Origin of the sequence: Paenibacillus sp. V4I9 (genome assembly GCF_030817295.1) — a bacterium.
Taxonomy (GTDB): domain Bacteria; phylum Bacillota; class Bacilli; order Paenibacillales; family NBRC-103111; genus Paenibacillus_E.
Genome location: NZ_JAUSZE010000001.1, coordinates 4,546,506 through 4,564,051, shown reverse-complemented (window position 1 = coordinate 4,564,051; position 17,546 = coordinate 4,546,506). Strand labels below are relative to the sequence as shown.

The window sequence follows — 17,546 nt, the reverse complement described above, 5'->3', positions numbered from 1 at the left end:
ATGACGCAGTTTTGCTTGAGCAAAACTCAATACACGCTTATGATGCAAGTTTTCCTAACGGAAAACTCTTAGGAGGAAAAATAATGAAATTTCATAAAATCCTAATAGCGAACCGCGGAGAAATTGCTGTTCGTATTATCCGAGCTTGTCGCGAGCTTGGCATTTATTCAGTGGCTGTTTATTCAGAAGCTGATCGCGATGCGCTTCATGTGCGTCTAGCCGACGAAGCCTATTGTATTGGGCCAACAGCCTCCAAGGACAGCTATTTGAACTTCACGAACTTGATGAGTGTTGCTACGCTAACAGAATGTGATGCGATCCATCCGGGATATGGCTTCTTAGCAGAAAATGCGGACTTCGCTGAAATTTGCGAAAGCTGCAATATTACATTTATTGGTCCATCCCCAGATGCGATAAGCCGGATGGGTGATAAAGCGGTTGCCAAGCAAACGATGAAAGAAGCGAGAGTACCGATCATTCCAGGTTCGGACGGTTTGGTTGAGAACATTGACGACGCGATCGTCATTGCTAGAGATATCGGTTACCCGATTATCATTAAAGCGACTGCAGGCGGCGGCGGTAAAGGTATACGTATTGCTGAGAACGAGGAAACACTCGTACAGCAAATTACGGCAGCGCAGCAAGAAGCACAAAATGCTTTTGGCAACGCAGGTATATATTTAGAGAAATACTTGACTGGCATGAAGCATGTTGAAATTCAAATTATTGCTGATAAACACGGTAATGTTGTTCACTTAGGTGAGCGTGATTGTTCCGTACAGCGCCGTAGACAGAAGCTTGTTGAGGAAGCTCCTTGCCCAATTCTGACAGCTGAAACACGCACAGCGATGGGGCAAGCAGCCGTTCGTGCAGCGAAAGCCGTTAATTATTCCGGTGCTGGAACTCTTGAGTTCCTACTTGGCCCTGATGGGAATTTCTATTTCATGGAAATGAACACGAGAATTCAGGTTGAGCATCCCGTAACCGAAATGATTACAGGAATCGATATCATCCAAGAGATGATTCATGTTGCAGAAGGTAATCCATTATCTTTTGGACAAGAGGACGTCCGCATTAATGGATGGGCTATAGAGTGTCGTGTAAATGCGGAGGATCCGAATCGGAACTTCATGCCTTCAGCGGGTCAAGTGAAGTTTTACTTGCCGCCAGGTGGTTTTGGTGTTCGTGTTGACAGCGCGGTATATCCGGGCTACACAATCCCGCCACACTATGATTCCATGATCGCTAAGCTTATTGTTTGGGGAAATACGCGAGAAGAAGCGATTGCCCGCATGAAAAGAGCGCTCACCGAGTTTGCGGTGGATGGTGTGAACACGACGATTCCATTCCATTTAAAGCTGCTTGAGCACAAGAAATTTATCAAGGGTGACCATGATATTAAGTTCTTGGAAGAACATGATGTGAATGATCCAGAATCTTAGACAAACATTTGTCATATTTTTGGTGAAATGGTATAGTAATAAATTAAGATGGCTTATCCAAACCATGGATCAAGCAAGGGAATGCTTATGAAACAAGTTTGTTTCACAAACTCAGTTATGCTTACGACGCCAGTTTTGCTGGCGCAAAACTCTAAGGAGGTGCCACAATGAGCACAATCGCTCCGGATTACGTCAAAACAGACATGGGCAGCATCCAAATTGCCCCCGAGGTTATCGAAATCATTGCCGGCTTGGCAACGGTGGAAGTGCAAGGAGTAGCGGGGATGAGTGGCGGATTAGCTGGCGGCATTGCTGAATTGCTTGGACGTAAGAATTTGTCCAAAGGCGTAAAGGTAGAAGTCGGACAACGTGAAGCAGCCATTGACGTCTCCATCATTATTGAATATGGCAATCGGATTCCTGAAGTTGCAAGCGACATTCAACAAAATGTGAAGCAGGCAATTGAATCGATGACAGGCTTAAACGTTGTTGAAGTTAACGTTCATATTCATGATGTTCATTTTAAACAGGTAGATAAACCGGTTGAAGAAGAAACAGCAGCTGCCCATCGTGTGAAATAGGCGGAATTGCTGCATCCATATGGATCAATTGAAACCCCCTACAGGTTGCAGGGGGTTTCCTCTAACTATAGGAAGGGGACAAGCTTACGTGGGTAAAATTGTGGACAGGCTCTTGCTACTTCTCTATAGCCTAATTATTCTAGTTGCTTCTATCGTTGTTTTGTTCACAGCTTCGAGCTGGATCCCGTTAGAACAAGCAGGTCAAATGCTAAGTAATTTTTATTTCGAAAAAAGCTTTGCATACCCAGCGATTATCATCAGTTTGATCATGCTGTTGATCTCTGTTCGTTTCCTCATTTTAACGCTGCGCCGCGGTCGTTCTCAAGCGCCATCCATCGATCAACGAACGGATTTCGGAGATATTCGCATCTCGATAGAAACGGTTGAGAATTTATCTTTGAAAGCTGCTGGTCGCACCAAAGGTGCCAAAGATCTACGTGCCCGTGTTAGGGTGAATCAATCAGGTCTAGAAATTACGATCAGAACCATTGTAGATGGGGAAAGTTCGATTCCTGAACTTACTGAAGAGATGCAAAGTACTGTGAAAAGTTACATCGAAGATATTACTGGCATTCCTGTAGCTTCCGTAACCGTATTCGTAGCGAACATCGTGCAATCAGCCCCAACTTTTAAAAGCCGAGTCGAATAGAGGTGAACCCACTCATGTGGAATGAGCTGTGGGAGTCCCATAGGGGCAAAGTGATCGGAGTGGCAGCAGGCGTTTTCTTCGGCTTCATTTATTTATTTTTTGGTTTTTGGGATATGTTGATCTTTGGATTCATTGTTCTGCTCGGCCTTTATGTAGGGAACAAACTGGATCGGAAAGAAAGTTTCGTCATTCTTGAAGACATTTGGCGCTATCTCACGCAAAAATGGAGAATGTTTCGCTAAAATCCCTGGTTCTACCATGGATTTTTTTGTTTGGATTCATTCCAATATGACGTATACTAGTAAAAAGAGTTTTTTAGGACGAGTTACATCCATGATTGCTTAAGAAGTCAGTTTTCTGGCGAAAACTTTTAGGAGGACCACAATGAAACGCAGAATTGCACGAGAAATTGCCGTACAAAGCCTTTACCAAATCCAGATGAATGAGGCTACACCTCAGGAAGCTGTCCAAATTGCGATTCATGAAGCAGAGCATGATAATGAAACAGAGTTGAATTTTTCCGGAGATAAAATTGACCCTCTATACATTGTTGAACTCGTTGAGGGTACATACAGTAACAAAGTTAGAATTGATGAACTGCTTGAAGAGTACTTAAAAGGTTGGGCGATGGACAGGCTCTCACGGATTGATCGTGAAGTGTTGCGTTTGGCTGTGTATGAAATGCTGTACAGAGATGATGTTCCACCTAAAGTTGTCGTCAATGAGGCGATTGATTTGGCCAAGCATTATGGCACGGAGGAGTCAGGCAAGTTCGTTAACGGTGTACTTGGTAAAATGATTAAAGAAGTTGAAGATTTAAAGGGCAAAGTAACACCGTCCTAATTAACATTGATTATTCAACCATTTATATATAGCATAGCAAACGTTTTTCACAAAACTCTTAGGGGGAAATAACATGTCTGCAAAAGTTATTAATGGGAAAGAACTCGTGAGTTCCATCCGTGAGGAGATCAGGTCGGATGCGGCCGTGCTTACTGCGCAAGGCAACCAGCCTGGTCTTGTCGTTGTTATTGTGGGAGAAGATGCGGCTTCACAGGTATATGTAAGAAATAAAGCGAAAGCCTGCGATGATGTAGGGATTTATTCCGAAGTACATCGTTTACCGGAAAATACAACGCAGCAAGAGTTAATTGCACTTATTCATAAATTCAATAGCGATAACCGAATTAACGGCATTCTTGTTCAATCACCGCTGCCTAAGCATATCAATGAAGAAGCAGTTGTTGATGAAATTGATCCGCTTAAGGACGTGGATTGTTTCCACCCTATTAATGTCGGTAACTTGATGATTGGCAAAGACGGTATGAAACCATGTACACCGCATGGTGTTATCGAAATTCTAAAACGTACAGGAGGTCGAAATAGCTGGTAAGCACGCTGTAGTTGTAGGAAGAAGCAACATCGTAGGCAAACCAATGGCTATGCTTCTTCTGCGCGAGCACGCGACGGTATCCGTTGTCCACTCTCGTACTCCGAATATGGAGGAAATCACGAAACAAGCGGATATTCTTGTTGTTGCTGTTGGTAAAGCTCATTTGATTAAAGCTCAACACGTGAAGCCTGGTGCTGTCGTTATCGATGTGGGGATGAATCGTCCTGCTGACGGTAAACTGACAGGGGATGTTGATTTCGAAGCGGTAAAAGAGATTGCAAGTGCAATCACACCCGTACCAGGTTGCGTAGGTCCAATGACGATTACCATGCTGCTTCGCAACACGGTTGATGCAGCTAGTCGCGCAGCTAAAGCGAATGTGAGCGTTTAATTAGGAGTATGGCGAGAAACGAGACGAAGATTTTATCTGTTAAGGATTTGAACCGGTATATTAAACTCATGCTAGAGGGCGATTCCCGTCTGCAGGATGTTTGGGTTCGTGGGGAAATCTCTAATTTCACTCACCATTCCAGCGGTCATATGTATTTTACGATGAAAGATGCGGATGGCAGACTAAAAAGCATCATGTTTGCTTCTCATAACCAGAAGCTCGGTTTTTTACCGAAAGAGGGAACGAAAGTGATCGCTCGCGGTAATATTTCCGTATATGAAAGAGACGGAGCGTATCAGTTCTATGTGACGGCGATGCAGCCAGATGGCATCGGCAGTTTGTATATGGCCTTCGAGCAGCTCAAGAAGAAGCTCGAAGGGGAAGGACTGTTCGCGGCGGAGCGCAAGAAACCGATTCCTCGGTTTCCGCGCGCGATCGGCGTGATTACGTCTCCGACAGGGGCTGCTGTGCGTGATGTCATCATCACGCTGCAGCGCCGCTACCCGTCGGTCCAGATTCTTCTGTACCCGGTACTGGTACAGGGAGCGCAAGCAGGCCCTTCGATCGTTAAGGCGATCGAAGCCATGAACCGGCTCGGTGAAGCCGACGTGCTCATCGTGGGCCGCGGCGGCGGCTCGCTCGAGGAGCTCTGGGCGTTCAACGAGGAAGCCGTTGCGCGGGCTATCTGCGCCTCCGCGATTCCCATCATCTCGGCCGTCGGCCACGAGACGGACTTCACGATCGCGGACTTCGTCGCCGATCTGAGAGCGCCGACGCCTACGGCGGCGGCTGAGCTCGCGGTGCCGAATCACCTCGAGCTGAAGCAGCAGCTGTCGCAGCTTGCGCAGCGGCTGCACTACGGGCTGCTCCAGCAGCTGCGCCGCAAGCAGGAACGGCTGGAGCGCGCGAAGCGCTCCCCGTTCCTGACGAACCCCCGCAGGCAGCTGCTGATGCAGCCAGCGGAGCGACTCGACCGGCTTGCGGAGCAGCTCGGTTACCGCATGCGCCAGCGCCTAACGCTGCTAGCGGAACGGCGATTGAAGCTGGAGCGCCGCTTATCCAGCTTCAATCCCAAAGAGCAGGCCGTGTCGGCAAGGCGGCGCTTGGATACTTCCAAGCGGCAGATGCTCACGGCCATGCAGACCCTCCTGCGTACGAAGAAGCAGGAGTGGCAGTCCGGCGTCCGTCATTTGGACGCCCTCAGCCCGCTAAAGGTCATGCAGCGGGGCTACAGCTTGGCGTACGACGAACAAGAGCAGGAGCTCATTCGTTCCGTCTCCCAAGTGAAGGTTGGAGATTTCGTTAAGATTCGTCTCAAGGACGGAAGATTGAATTGTCAGGTATCGGGGATGGAGGAGAACAAAGATGTCTACGAGTGAAACGGAAGTTAGCTTTGAACTGGCCATTGAGCAGTTGGAGCGCATAGTTGCCCAATTGGAAAGCGGCGATGTGCCTTTGGAGAAAGCCATTGAGCTTTATCAAGAAGGCGTTCGGCTCTCCCATCTGTGCGGTGTGAAGCTTGAACAAGTGGAGAAGAAAATTGAGATGCTGGTTGAAGGTGAATCGGGTACTGTGAGCAGGAAGCCTTTCCAACCTGTCTTGGAAGATAAGGGGAATTAGGTTGAATAAGACGTCTACCATTCATGAATATATAGCTTCCCATGCTGATATGGTTGAAGCGGCATTAATCCAAGCGCTGCCTGCAGCATGGGATGTTCCGGGTTCTCTTCGTGAGTCCATGAATTATTCCTTAATGGCTGGAGGCAAGCGCTTGCGTCCCATTCTGGTGCTAGCAGCAGCTGAAGTGCTTGGGGGTTCCCTAGATGCAGCGATGCCTGTTGCTTTAGCCATTGAGATGGTTCATACTTACTCCCTGGTTCATGATGATTTGCCAGCAATGGATAATGATGATTATCGCCGAGGCAAGCTGACGAATCATAAGGTGTACGGTGAGGCCATGGCCATTCTAGCTGGCGATGCATTGCTGACTCATGCTTTCTTCAGCATTACGCAAGCCCATAAAGGCCATGGCATTCCAGCAGAACGTGTGTTGGCCATCACAGAAGAGCTTGCCATTTATGCAGGCGCTAGAGGTATGGTTGGCGGTCAAGCTGCTGATATGCTTGGAGAGCAAGGCATTACAAAGCTTGAAGAATTAGCTTTCATTCATACGCATAAGACGAGTGATCTCATTGTTTTCTCTTTACGTGCTGGCGGTCATATTGCTGGCGCAACGGATGCACAGTTGGGTGCACTTAGTGAATTCGGTAATGCCATTGGTCTTGCTTTTCAAATTCAGGATGATATTTTGGATATTATCGGTGATGAGAAGAAGTTAGGTAAGCCTGTAAAGAGCGATGAGAAGCAGCAAAAAGTAACTTATCCCTTTTTTATCGGGATCGATGCTTCGGAGCAGAAGGTTAAGGATTTGACGAATCACGCCAAAGAAGCACTGCTTCGTGCACAGATAGCACACCCAGAAAGGCTTCTCCAACTGGCGGATTACTTAATGCAGAGAGATCATTAATCCGTTATTGAATGTATGATTCCCCTTGCGTTTTTGTCGTTTTACACGAAATACCCAATTTATGATATAATGGTGAAATCGATCTCAGTATTTTCACATTGAAAGTGAGGAAACAAGCGTGCTGCTCGAACAAATCAATCGGCCTGAGGACTTGAAGCGTTTATCCTTGACGGAGCTTGAGACATTGGCTGGTGAAATCCGTCAATTTCTGATTGAGAAGCTGTCCGTTACAGGTGGACACTTGTCCTCCAATTTAGGTGTGGTTGAGCTCACCATTGCTTTACATACCTTGTTCCACAGCCCGTATGATAAATTTATTTTTGATGTGGGTCATCAAGCTTACGTACACAAAATTTTAACTGGTCGCAAAGATAAATTCGATACTCTTCGCAAATACAAGGGACTTTGTGGATTCGTAAAACGTTCTGAAAGTGAACATGACGTCTGGGAAGCCGGGCATAGCAGTACTTCGCTGTCAGCCGCAATGGGAATGGCGATGGCTCGCGATCTTAAAGGTGAACACAATAAAGTTGTTGCCGTTATTGGTGATGGGGCGATTACCGGCGGTATGGCGTTAGAAGCAATGAACCACATTGGTCATGAGAAGAAAAATATTATGGTCATTCTGAATGACAATGAAATGTCGATTGCACCCAATGTCGGGGCTATTCATAATTATTTGAGCAAAATTCGTTCGGATCGTCATTATCTGAAGGCCAAAGAAGAAGTTGAACATTTACTTAAGAAAATTCCTGCCATCGGCGGCACCTTGGCCAAAACCGCGGAAAAGCTGAAGGACAGTCTCAAATATTTTGTATTAAACGGTGTTTGGTTTGAGGAATTAGGGTTCACTTACATTGGGCCTGTAGACGGACATAATTTGCCAGTGTTGCTCGATACGCTTAAACAGGCTGAGAAAGTTAACGGTCCTGTGCTTGTTCATGTCGTAACGACCAAGGGTAAAGGGTATACGCCAGCCGAACAGGATTCGCACAGTTGGCATGGTCCAGGACCTTACAAGATCGAATCAGGTCAGGTGCTTAAATCCGTAGGTCCCCCCATGTATACAGAAATTTTCGGGAATACGTTAATCGAGCTTGCTGAGAAGGATTCCAGAATTGTTGCTGTTACTCCAGCTATGCCTGGAGGCTCTGGGTTACTGAAGTTCGCGAAGCAGTTCCCCAATCGGATGATTGACGTCGGAATTGCGGAGCAGCATGCGGCAACACTATGTGCAGGTCTTGCGAGTGAAGGCTTGAAACCAGTATTTGCGGTGTATTCCACTTTTCTACAGAGAGCTTACGACCAAGTCGTCCACGACATTTGCCGTCCGAAGCTGAATGTTACATTTGCTATTGACCGTGCGGGGTTTGTAGGTCCAGATGGCGAGACCCATCATGGTGTATACGACATTTCATTTCTACGGACGCTGCCGAACATGGTTCTTATGATGCCTAAGGACGAACGTGAATTAAGAGATATGATGCAGACTGCTCTTGAGTACAATGATGGACCTATCGCATACCGTTATCCAAGAAACAGCGGAACGGGATCGAGTATCGTTGAAACTCCAAAGGCGATTCCAATCGGTACATGGGAGACATTGCGTGATGGGGATTATGCTGCTGTACTTGCAGTTGGGCCGATGGTGCAGATTGCCGAAGAGGCAGCCGAACAATTGGCTAAGGAAGGCATCAACCTTCGCGTTGTCAATGCACGATTCATCAAACCGCTTGATGAAGCCTACTTACTCCAGCTAGCGAGTGAGTCTATTCCAATCATCACGATGGAAGAAGGTTCTATCCAAGGCGGACTTGGCAGCAGCGTAGTAGAATTCTACGCAGCCAAAGGTGTCGTTGGACTACACGTGCAAATAATGGGTATCCCGGATTACTTCGTTGAGCATGGAAGCGTGAAGGAACAACGTGAAGAAGTTGGACTTACCACACAAAACTTAGTCACTGAAGTGAAGAAGCTAGTGCCACGTAAACGACAACGAGCTTAGGCTATGGATGATAAGAATAGGAGTAACACAAATACAATGTCATCGGATAAAGAACGATTAGATCTATTGCTTCTTGAGCAAGGCTATTTCGAAAGCAGAGAAAAGGCAAAGGCCGCCATTATGGCAGGCCTTGTTTTTGCTGATGAAGAACCTGTAGATAAAGCGGGTATGAAGATCAGCCGGAAAGCTGTATTGAAAGTGAAAGGTGCGCTTCATCCTTATGTAAGTAGAGGCGGCCTTAAGTTAGAGAAGGCATTGAAACAATTTGATATCGATTTAAATGGAGCAGTTATGCTTGATATCGGAGCCTCAACAGGCGGATTTACAGACTGTGCTCTGCAAAATGGTGCTGCCTCTGTGTACGCCGTCGATGTTGGCTATAATCAATTGGATTGGTCGCTTCGTAATGACGAACGTGTTCATGTTATGGAGAGAACGAATTTTCGCTATACGAAAATGGAGGATTTGAACGGTCCACGGCCAACATTTGCAAGCATTGATGTTTCTTTCATTTCGTTGAGAATTATTTTACCGCCATTGAAGGAGATCTTGTTAGATCAGGGACGAGTGGTTGCGCTCATTAAACCTCAATTCGAGGCAGGTAGAGAGAAAGTTGGAAAATCCGGTGTTGTACGCGATCCTGATGTGCATGTGGATGTGCTCACCACAGTGTTAACTTTTGCAGAAGAGTTAGGCTTTCGCTTGAAAGGACTGACATACTCACCAATCACAGGAGGGGAAGGGAACATTGAATTCCTTGCCTATTGGTCTATTGATACAGATGGGGATGCTTCTCTTGCTGACGCTTCTTCTCTGAAAGATTTGATTGCAGGGACGGTCAAAGAAGCACAAAAATTGCATGGCAAATAAACTCATCTTTGAGAACGCCTTTTTGCGGCCCAGAGATGGGTTTTTTCAGTAGATAGGAAAGTATCAGTTTTATATATAGAGTTCGTTTACCCTTGCTTCATAAAGAAGGATTTTCCGGGTAAATCCGCGAATACTATGGCGAGGTGAAGGACATGGAACAAGGCGATGTTAAAGTCATTTTGTTAATCCTGATCATAGTTGTTGGCATTATCTTTTGGCGCTTCCAAAGGTGGCTAGACGGACCGAATAAGAAGCGAAGAAGGATTCCTAGACGCTCAGAAATACCTCAGGATGAAGTCGTGGAGCTGCTTGAAGGAGCTGGCTTTGATGTGCTTGCCGGTAAAACCAAAATTCCTATCAGCATGACGATCAACGAAAGAGAACAGCTGGAAAGCCGGCTATTCATCGATTATTTTGCCCAGAAAGAAGAACAAATTTACATCGTGAAAGTAGCAAAGGAACGTAAACCACTTGAAATGACAGGAAGCGCTGTTCGTGATATGCTGCTAGCCTATAGTCTGATTTATCCAGAAACTGATGGCGTGCTTTATGTGGATATGGCTCTAAACAAAATTAAAAAAATCACATTTCATATAGAGGTGTAAGGATGAAAGGTCAAAGACATGTAAAAATCAGAGAGATAATTACGAATCACGAGATTGAGACGCAGGATGAATTGGTGGAGACTCTTCGGGCTGCTGGCTTTCATGTCACACAAGCGACAGTCTCACGTGATATCAAAGAGCTTCATCTGATTAAGGTTCCCTTGGATGATGGCAGATATAAGTACTCCATGCCGGCTGATCAGCGATTTAATCCGATGCAAAGACTACGAAGAGCATTGAGTGACCATTTTGTTAGCATTGACCATACCGACAATCTTGTCGTGATGAAATGTTTACCAGGTACAGCCAACACGATTTGCGCACTTATTGATAATCTAGAGTGGAGCGGTGTCATGGGGACGATTTGCGGAGATGATACCATTCTTGTGATTTGCCGCGGCAAAGAGAACAGCCTCACTTTTGTGGATGATGTTATGTCATTACTATCTTAATTTCAGGAGGAGCACATGCTTACAGAACTTTCGATTCGTAATTTGGCTGTTATTGAACATGTACATATTCGTTTCAAAGCTGGCTTTCATGTCCTAACAGGAGAAACAGGCGCAGGTAAATCGATCATCATCGATGCTTTAACACTTATTGTTGGCGGTAGAGGATCTTCGGAATTGGTACGTTACGGTGCAGATAAAGCAGAGATAGAAGCAATGTTTGAATTACCATCCACGCATCCGGTTTGGCATACGCTTACAGAACTCGGCATAAGTGCAGATGCCAGTGAGCATTTGCTTATTCGTAGAGAAATCACCGCAACGGGTAAAAGCTCCAGCCGCATTAATGGTCAACTGGTCAACTTGACGATGCTGCGCAAAACAGGGGAGTGGCTGGTTAATATTCATGGTCAGCATGAACATCAATCCCTTCTGAATGTAGATGAACATATTCATTCTCTCGATTTATTCGGTGATTCTGAAGTTGAGGCTGCGAAAAAAAACTATCAAGCTAGCTATGATCAATATATGAAACTGCAAAAAGAGCTGCGAGAGCTTCAAGAAACAAGCAAACAAGCGCTTCAAATGCTAGATTTATATCGTTTTCAAATCGATGAAATTTCGGCTGCAAAACTAAAAATGGGGGAAGATGAGACCTTAATCGAAGAGAAGCGAAAACTGGCTAACGCGGAAAAACTATTTCAAAGTTCTTCCGAGGCTTATGATTTCCTCTATGCGACGAATCGTGGCTTAGATGCTGCCGGAAAGGCGGTTTCCAGACTGCAGGATATCGTTCAACTTGATCCAACGAAGCTAAGTCCTCTTCTCGAGCAAGCGCAATCCGCGTATTATCAGATGGAAGACGCCGCTTATCAACTGCGTGATTATCGAGATGGCATCGAGTTTAACCCTTCGCGTTTGGATTTTATTGAACAAAGATTAGATATGATCACGTCTCTCAGGCGAAAATATGGAGAGAATATTAAAGAAATACTCGTTTATTTGGATAAAATTAAAAGTGAAGTCGATACCATTGAAAATAAAGATGAGCATATTCGTAAATTAGAGGACAAGCTTGCGGCCGAAGAAAAGCAGTTGGGCGTAGCGGCTTTGGATCTTTCCAATTTACGCAAAGGGATTGCTGAACAGCTTGCAAGCCAAATTGAGCATGAACTTCGTGATCTGCAGATGGAACGCACGCAGTTCCGTGTACAAGTGGAACAAACACTTGACGAACGAGGCATTCTTGTTGAAGGAAACAAAGTACGTTACTCACGGCAAGGGATCGACCAGATTGAGTTTCTCATGGCCCCCAATCCTGGAGAGCCGTTACGCGGTCTTAGTAAAATTGCTTCTGGCGGGGAGCTCTCACGTATTATGCTCGCGATGAAAACGATATTTGCACGCATTGATCAAATTCCTGTCCTTGTTTTCGACGAAGTAGATACAGGTGTAAGTGGCCGCGCGGCGCAAGCTATTGCAGAAAAAATGTCCGTTTTGTCAACAAACTGCCAAGTTTTCTCGATTACGCATTTACCTCAAGTGGCTAGTTTCGCTGATGTTCATTTCTATATTCGGAAAGAAGTGGATCAAGAACGAACGTTTACACGTGTTCAAGATATGCCGGATTCTGGACGAATTGAGGAATTAGCGAGAATGCTTGGCGGAGTTGAAGTGACGGAAACCACCCTGCATCATGCAGGGGAAATGCTTGCCATGGCAAGAAATAAGAAAGCAAGGGCATGAAAGTATAGATAGTCAGCATTTTCAGTTATAAAACGGAGAGAGTGGGGTTAACTTAAAGGTACGCATTTGACGACGACAATCGTCAAGGCTCAAGGAAGTGTGAAGGAGCGTGAAGATATTGCAATCCAGCAAAAGAAAAAGATTGTTCGGACTCCTGCTCGTCTTCTTCGTTTGTATGGTAAGTTTGTCTCCGCCTTTTCAAAGCTTTGCCTCCTTCCCTCAGGAACTTCGCTTATTCAGCGGGCAGGGGAAGCAGCTCCAATTAACAATGCCGGTCAACGCCCAAGTCACGGTAAAAGATACGGATATTGTAAAGGTAAACGGCAATGCCAAGCACTCATTTCAAGTTAATTTGAAAGAACCCATCTCTTTGCAATCCGATCACTCTGGGCAAACAGAAATGAAGCTCAAGCTGTTCGGTGCAATCCCCATCAAGACAGTTAAAGTAAACGTAGTACCGGATTTGAAAGTCATCCCAGGTGGTCAAACAATCGGTGTGAAAATTAAGTCTGCCGGTATTTTGGTCGTAGGTCATCATTTAGTAACTGTTGCCCAAGACCAAAAAGTTTCACCTGGTGAAGAAGCGAAAATTCAAGTTGGTGATTTAATTACTAAGATCAATGGCAAAGATTCCAAGGATGTTAGTAAGGTTGCCGATCTTGTAGCCAAATCCGGAGAAAGCAAAACACCCCTGGAGCTAAAAATCCTTCGTAACAATGAAGAGATTATTGTTAAGCTGCAGCCTGTCTATGACGTCGTAGATAAGTCTTATCGCTTAGGTCTGTATATTCGGGATTCAGCTGCGGGTGTTGGTACTCTAACCTTCTACGCACCAGATCAAGGTGTGTACGGGGCACTGGGACATGTTATCACGGATATGGATACCCAAACGCCTATCATCGTTGGTGACGGCGATATTGTGTACTCTAATGTGACCTCTATTTCTAAAAGCCATAATGGAGATCCCGGCGAGAAACATGCTACTTTGTATAAAGATAGTAAAGTCATTGGTAATATCGAAAGAAACACGGCATTCGGTATTTTTGGAAAAATGTATGCTGCTCCTGACCACAGCTTGGACAAAGAAGCTATACCTGTTGCTTTCGCTGAAGAAGTAAAAGAAGGACCTGCTCAAATTTATACGGTCGTGGAAGGACAGAAAGTCGAAAAATTTGACATTCAAGTTGTCCATGTATCCAAACAAGACATACCAGGTACTAAGGGTATGGTCATTAAAATAACAGATCCGCGGTTGTTAGATAAAACAGGCGGTATTGTTCAAGGGATGAGCGGCAGCCCTATTATCCAGAATGGCAAGTTAATCGGAGCCGTTACTCACGTATTTGTGAATGATCCTACAAGTGGTTACGGTTGTTTCATAGAGTGGATGCTTCAGGACTCAGGTATTATTCTTAGACCTTCTTCAGGAGCCTCTTACAAAGAATCAAAGGCGAGCTAGAAGCCTTTGATTCTTTATTTTATTTTAACCTCATTCTACAAGGAAAAACACGGCCTCATGTGAATTTGTCGAAAAATGTTGGATATAGAAGATAAATATATTATTATATAAGAAAGTGAATTAAAAGAAAAGAAAAATAATATTCGACAGAAGGAATTTAAGTTGAGGTGTCGAATACCTTTACTTAAGAGAGAAATACCAACTTGTATGAGTAGCTAAAGGAGGATTTTATTTTGCAAAAAATTCAAGTGTTACTAGCAGATGACAATCGTGAGTTTACCCATTTATTATCAGAGTTCATTGGTGAGCAAGAGGATATGGAAATTGTAGGAGTGGCGTACAACGGTAACGAAGTTCTTCGTTTTCTTGAGCAACAACGTGAATTGCCGGATGTACTCATTTTAGATATTATTATGCCTCACTTGGATGGCCTGGGTGTACTTGAAAAAATGCGTGAGATGAATCTTCCCACACAACCGAAAATCATCATGCTAACCGCTTTTGGGCAAGAAAATATCACTCAAAAAGCTGTGCAACTTGGAGCCTCTTACTACATTCTCAAGCCTTTTGATATGGAAACGCTAACGAACCGTATACGCCAGCTTGTTGGTAACAATCAAGCATCCGCAACCACTTCAACATCACGTGCAAATATTGTACATATGCCTAAAGGGAAAACTTAGATGCTAATATCACCAGCATCATACATGAAATCGGCGTTCCTGCGCATATTAAAGGATATCAATATCTTCGCGAAGCGATCACGATGGTTTACAATAATATCGAAATCCTAGGTGCTATCACCAAAACTTTGTACCCAGCTATTGCTGAGAAGTACAAGACTACACCTAGCCGCGTTGAGCGCGCCATCCGTCATGCGATTGAAGTCGCTTGGACGCGCGGCAACATTGATTCAATTTCGTTTATCTTCGGATACACGATTAACATCTCGAAGTCCAAACCGACCAATTCGGAGTTCATCGCGATGGTTGCTGATAAGCTTCGCATCGAGCATAAGGTTTCTTGAGAGGGTTAGAATCTTTGTAATATCTCGGAGGTCATCAGAATGAAATATGAGCTCGGTCGCTGCCTACTTAGTGAACGATTACTTGAATCCGACATGACTGCCTTTGAACTCGCTCGAACTTTGCTTTATAAGCCAGAGCGGATAACCGACTTTGTTGAAAACAAAAGAATCATGCCGCTTAAGTCTGCTATATCTATCGCTGACACTCTGGGGTGTGATGTGAATGATTTGTATGAATTGGTCACGATCGAGTCGAACGTATTAAATTGATGGTTGTAATCCTATATATCAAAAAGAGGGCGCTCTTATTCAGAGCGTTCTTTTTAGTTTATTTAAAACATACAATGAACTTTTCTTTGTTAATATGAACCATGGCGGGAACGGGGGAATGTCAGAAAGACTACCTATGAGGATAGGTAGCCCTTCTGTATTTGTTTTCTAAATTACCAAACAAAAGCGCTAGTGATGATAACCAGTAAAATGAACAGTACCAAGATTGCTGCTGAAGAAGTATAACCTACGCCAGTTCCACAACTCATCCGAATCAACCTCCAACTGATATTGGTTTGTGTTTCGAGATAGCTTATGACTATTTTTGAGGAATGTTTGGGCGAATCGACTGATTGTGCTATTGTCCCTATTTTTGAAAAAAAATCGGTTGTTAATCAAATCTTGGAACCATACGATGCGGATTTACGTTAATACATCTAGTCATAAAAAGACTATTCCTATAAGTTTAAGCTTGGAGGCGGCATAGAAGTTGTTACTTATATTGACGAGTTTCGTAGTGGGAATTGTGTGTGTTATTGTTCTTTTTGTGAATGTTTACCCTGTTTTCGGACGGAGACCCTCGAAGGAGAAGGCACAGTCTTTCTCGCGATCCTCTCAGTATTTGAATGGGAAATTCGAAAACCCTGTTCCTACCATGATGAATATGGGCTTGAGGAATACAATGGGGATCTTGCTCGATTTTGCGAAAAGCAGTCCGAATCGACGTCCAAAGACGCAATTAGAGATGGAAACCCCCAATTTGACCAAGGATCTGGAAACGAAAGTGACTTGGTTTGGTCATTCGGCTTCCTTACTAACGATCGATGGAAAAGCCCTTTTATTAGATCCCATGTTCGGGAAAGCTCCTTCGCCGTTTCCATGGTTCGGGAAGGGAAGGTATAGCGGTGGATTGCCTTTTGAAATTGCGCAGCTGCCCGTGATTGATGCCGTTATTTTGTCACATGACCATTATGATCATTTGGATTATGGATCAATCATGAAGATTAAGCATAAAGTGAACAAGTTTTTTGTCCCGCTTGGGGTTGGCGGTCATCTGATCAGATGGGGTGTGCAGCCTGAGAAGATCGAAGAGTATGACTGGTGGGATGAGTTTACGTTTGAAGGTTTAACGTTGGCTTGTACGCCAGCTACACACTTTTCGGGGGAAGTATGACGGATCGTGGTGCTACCTTATGGTGTTCGTGGGTGATCAAAGGAAAGCAGTCCAGCATCTTCTTCAGTGGTGATAGTGGGTATTCCTCCCATTTCAAAGAAATTGGGCTTAAATATGGTCCGTTCGATCTTACTCTGATGGAGTGCGGACAATACGATGATCGCTGGTCTGATATTCATATGATGCCGGAAGAAACAGTCCAAGCCCATTTGGATGTGAAAGGGAAGCTGATAATTCCGATACATTGGGGAGCATTCACGCTGGCTTTACATGACTGGACAGAACCGGTAGAGCGTGCCACAAGGGCAGCACATGCTAACAAAGTGTCAATTGTCACACCAAAAATAGGTCAAACTGTCATCGTGAATGCCGCAGATTATCCGATAGACACTTGGTGGAAGTAGAGGAGTCAATGCCAACTATACGACAGAAGTTACTTATTCATGCACCTATCGAGGTGTGTTTTGATTTGGCAAGAAGTATAGATATCCATGCGGAATCAACCTCCCATACGAAGGAGAGAGCGATAACAGGTAGGACACAGGGGCTGATTGAGCGTGGAGAAACAGTGACTTGGGAAGCTTATCATTTAGGTATTAAGCAGCAATTGACTGCCCAGATTACTGAGATGGATAAGCCGCATTACTTTGTAGATGAAATGGTAAGAGGGGCATTCAAGCGATTTCGTCATACACATGAGTTTGTAACTGTAGAGCAAGGCACTTTGATGGTGGATACGTTCGATTACACCTCACCTTTTGGAGGATTGGGGAAGCTTGTTGATCACTTGTTTTTAGCAAAATATATGACTCAGTTTCTTGAAAAGCGTAATAACTATGTGAAGAAGGTTGCTGAAGAGATAGCCCAGTCTATCAGGTCTGCTAGGTAAGAACTGGATACTAAGACTCCCACATGGTATTATGGATAAGGCTGGTAGATCGAAGTGATCAGGAGAGAA

General features: G+C 44.7%; 17 protein-coding genes and 3 pseudogenes. 19 read left to right on the top strand and 1 reads right to left on the bottom strand.

Annotated features, from left to right (window positions below; all coding sequences use genetic code 11):
* The first annotated feature begins 83 nt into the window (after nt 1-83).
* The 17 genes and pseudogenes from accC to QFZ81_RS21460 all read left to right on the top strand — a co-directional run bounded on the left by accC (nt 84) and on the right by QFZ81_RS21460 (nt 15,414).
* A complete protein-coding gene (accC, locus tag QFZ81_RS21540; protein WP_307441601.1) occupies nt 84-1,442 on the top strand; it encodes an acetyl-CoA carboxylase biotin carboxylase subunit in 1,359 nt (452 codons plus the stop codon).
* Nucleotides 1,443-1,609: 167 nt separating this feature from the next.
* Nucleotides 1,610-2,023, top strand: a complete 414-nt coding sequence (locus tag QFZ81_RS21535; protein WP_057306418.1) for an Asp23/Gls24 family envelope stress response protein — start codon at nt 1,610-1,612, stop codon at nt 2,021-2,023.
* 88 nt (nt 2,024-2,111) lie between these two features.
* Entirely contained in the window at nt 2,112-2,672 is a 561-nt protein-coding gene (gene amaP / locus QFZ81_RS21530) for an alkaline shock response membrane anchor protein AmaP (protein ID WP_173184387.1), read from the top strand.
* 14 nt (nt 2,673-2,686) lie between these two features.
* Entirely contained in the window at nt 2,687-2,914 is a 228-nt protein-coding gene (locus QFZ81_RS21525; RefSeq protein WP_307441604.1) for a DUF2273 domain-containing protein, read from the top strand.
* A 142-nt stretch (nt 2,915-3,056) separates the two neighbouring features.
* Nucleotides 3,057-3,515, top strand: a complete 459-nt coding sequence (gene nusB / locus QFZ81_RS21520; protein WP_307441605.1) for a transcription antitermination factor NusB — start codon at nt 3,057-3,059, stop codon at nt 3,513-3,515.
* 73 nt (nt 3,516-3,588) lie between these two features.
* Nucleotides 3,589-4,456, top strand: a pseudogene (gene folD, locus QFZ81_RS21515) (bifunctional methylenetetrahydrofolate dehydrogenase/methenyltetrahydrofolate cyclohydrolase FolD).
* A gap of 8 nt (nt 4,457-4,464) precedes the next feature.
* Entirely contained in the window at nt 4,465-5,835 is a 1,371-nt protein-coding gene (gene xseA / locus QFZ81_RS21510) for an exodeoxyribonuclease VII large subunit (protein ID WP_307441607.1), read from the top strand.
* A complete protein-coding gene (xseB, locus tag QFZ81_RS21505) occupies nt 5,822-6,076 on the top strand; it encodes an exodeoxyribonuclease VII small subunit (RefSeq protein WP_057306412.1) in 255 nt (84 codons plus the stop codon). The genes xseA and xseB overlap by 14 nt, the downstream gene beginning before the upstream one ends.
* Before the next feature lie 49 nt (nt 6,077-6,125).
* Nucleotides 6,126-6,983 carry a polyprenyl synthetase family protein gene (locus QFZ81_RS21500; RefSeq protein WP_373462751.1) on the top strand — a complete coding sequence of 286 codons (858 nt, stop codon included), beginning with the start codon at nt 6,126-6,128 and terminating at the stop codon, nt 6,981-6,983.
* A 118-nt stretch (nt 6,984-7,101) separates the two neighbouring features.
* Nucleotides 7,102-8,988, top strand: coding sequence for a 1-deoxy-D-xylulose-5-phosphate synthase (gene dxs, locus QFZ81_RS21495; RefSeq protein WP_307441608.1), 1,887 nt, complete (start codon nt 7,102-7,104; stop codon nt 8,986-8,988).
* Nucleotides 8,989-9,024: 36 nt separating this feature from the next.
* Entirely contained in the window at nt 9,025-9,858 is an 834-nt protein-coding gene (locus QFZ81_RS21490) for a TlyA family RNA methyltransferase (protein WP_307604626.1), read from the top strand.
* A gap of 152 nt (nt 9,859-10,010) precedes the next feature.
* Nucleotides 10,011-10,463, top strand: a complete 453-nt coding sequence (locus QFZ81_RS21485) for a hypothetical protein (RefSeq protein WP_307441610.1) — start codon at nt 10,011-10,013, stop codon at nt 10,461-10,463.
* Nucleotides 10,464-10,465: 2 nt separating this feature from the next.
* Nucleotides 10,466-10,915: a transcriptional regulator AhrC/ArgR gene (gene ahrC / locus QFZ81_RS21480; protein ID WP_307441612.1), complete on the top strand. Its 450-nt coding sequence runs from the start codon at nt 10,466-10,468 to the stop codon at nt 10,913-10,915.
* 15 nt (nt 10,916-10,930) lie between these two features.
* A complete protein-coding gene (gene recN, locus QFZ81_RS21475) occupies nt 10,931-12,658 on the top strand; it encodes a DNA repair protein RecN (protein ID WP_307441613.1) in 1,728 nt (575 codons plus the stop codon).
* A gap of 118 nt (nt 12,659-12,776) precedes the next feature.
* On the top strand, nt 12,777-14,117 hold the full coding sequence (gene spoIVB, locus QFZ81_RS21470; protein WP_047673952.1) for a SpoIVB peptidase: 1,341 nt from the start codon (nt 12,777-12,779) through the stop codon (nt 14,115-14,117).
* 233 nt (nt 14,118-14,350) lie between these two features.
* Nucleotides 14,351-15,144 (top strand): annotated as a pseudogene (spo0A, locus tag QFZ81_RS21465) (sporulation transcription factor Spo0A).
* Between the two features lie 39 nt (nt 15,145-15,183).
* Complete coding sequence (locus QFZ81_RS21460) at nt 15,184-15,414, top strand: helix-turn-helix domain-containing protein (protein WP_307441636.1); 231 nt, start codon at nt 15,184-15,186, stop codon at nt 15,412-15,414.
* 173 nt (nt 15,415-15,587) lie between these two features.
* Here the strand turns inward: QFZ81_RS21460 and QFZ81_RS21455 are convergent, their stop codons facing one another.
* Nucleotides 15,588-15,683, bottom strand: a complete 96-nt coding sequence (locus tag QFZ81_RS21455) for a YjcZ family sporulation protein (protein ID WP_082615175.1) — start codon at nt 15,681-15,683, stop codon at nt 15,588-15,590.
* A gap of 353 nt (nt 15,684-16,036) precedes the next feature.
* Here QFZ81_RS21455 and QFZ81_RS21450 point away from each other — a divergent pair.
* Both QFZ81_RS21450 and QFZ81_RS21445 read left to right on the top strand, forming a co-directional pair.
* Nucleotides 16,037-16,992 (top strand): annotated as a pseudogene (locus QFZ81_RS21450) (MBL fold metallo-hydrolase).
* Between the two features lie 8 nt (nt 16,993-17,000).
* Nucleotides 17,001-17,477, top strand: coding sequence for an SRPBCC family protein (locus tag QFZ81_RS21445; protein WP_307441640.1), 477 nt, complete (start codon nt 17,001-17,003; stop codon nt 17,475-17,477).
* The last annotated feature ends 69 nt before the right edge of the window (nt 17,478-17,546 follow it).